Genomic DNA, 1,259 nt, shown 5'->3' on the forward strand with positions numbered 1-1,259 from the left:
TTGTAACCTTTGGAATCCAACAATCCTAAGCGGTCGTCGACGAACTCTTTATTAGCTACATTAGTTAACAAGTAATCGGCTTTGATTGTTTCAAATGGGACACCTAAAGCGGTTAAGAAGAAGACTGCACCCATACCGGTTCTATCTTTACCGGCACTGCAATGGAAAATCAAAACTTCGTTATCATTCTTATTTAGTAATAATTGCGTAAAGAATTTCCGATAAGCAGCTTTTGAACTATCCTTTGTGATAATATCACGGTAAACATCAATCATATGTGCATAACCGTCAGTTGGATCACCGTCAAGTTCAGGAATGCAGCCGTCACTTTGGACTTCGGAGGCCTTAGTTTCATCTTCTCCAAAAACTGGTGCCCAAACGTAACGTACTCCCTCAGGACGGCTGTCTGGCTTTTTGTCAATTTCTTGTTTAGAACGGAAATCGACATCAATTTTCAAACCATAATCTTTCAACATTTGTAGATCGTTATCAGTCAAGTCAGCTAAGCCGGCTGATCTTAAAACCTTATGATACTTAACTGTTCTCCCATCGGTTGTTTGATAGCCGCCAAGTTCACGGAAATTAACACCTTTTTCAAGGTTTAAAACACGTTCATTATCGTTAGCCATTCTCATTTACCTCGGTTATTTTATTCTATTTACTATTATAACAAAAAGGAAGAGTCATCCTTATTATGAAGTTCATTATTGCGCCTGGAAAATATAATAATCATGTTAGCTCGGAAAAAATTGGCCAAGCTATTTATAGTGGTATATCTCGTGCCTTACCAAATGCCGAAATTGCGACCATGCCTGTGACTGATAGTAAGTACGGCATGCCAGCATTAGTTGAGCATACGGTCGGCGGACAGTGGAATGAACTGGCTTTTTTTGATGCTTTTTGGAACAGTAAAATTGGTCGTTATTTGATTACTAATATCGATAGTCAAGATACCGCTATTATTGATTCGGAGCAAGTGGTCGGAGTAGATTTGGCAAAAAATAAATCACGTGATCAGTTGTTCCATGCAACAAGTTATGGTATTGGGGAATTGATTGTTGATGCAGTGACAAGTGGAATCAAAAATATTGTACTTTGTTTGGGTAAGACCGCAGTAGCTGATGGAGGCTTAGGTGTCTTACAAGCACTCGGAGCTAAGATTTATGATGAGAATGGGTCGTTGATACCAGAAGGCGAGAATCCGCTTATAAGCGCTGATAGGATTGATTTAGAAGATGTAACGCAATTACTTGGCAATC

General features: G+C 39.2%; 2 protein-coding genes. One reads left to right on the forward strand and one right to left on the reverse strand.

What is annotated here, in order from left to right; translation table 11 throughout:
• Window positions 1-629: tyrosine-protein phosphatase (locus FHL06_RS13435; RefSeq protein WP_153387130.1), on the reverse strand; the 629-nt coding region annotated here is incomplete at its 3' end.
• 65 nt (window positions 630-694) lie between these two features.
• On the opposite strand from FHL06_RS13435, the gene FHL06_RS13440 reads away from it, so the two are divergent.
• A partial coding sequence (locus FHL06_RS13440; protein ID WP_192918010.1) for a glycerate kinase occupies window positions 695-1,259 on the forward strand: 565 nt, incomplete at its 3' end.

The organism is Companilactobacillus halodurans (assembly GCF_009600985.1).
Lineage (GTDB): Bacteria > Bacillota > Bacilli > Lactobacillales > Lactobacillaceae > Companilactobacillus > Companilactobacillus halodurans.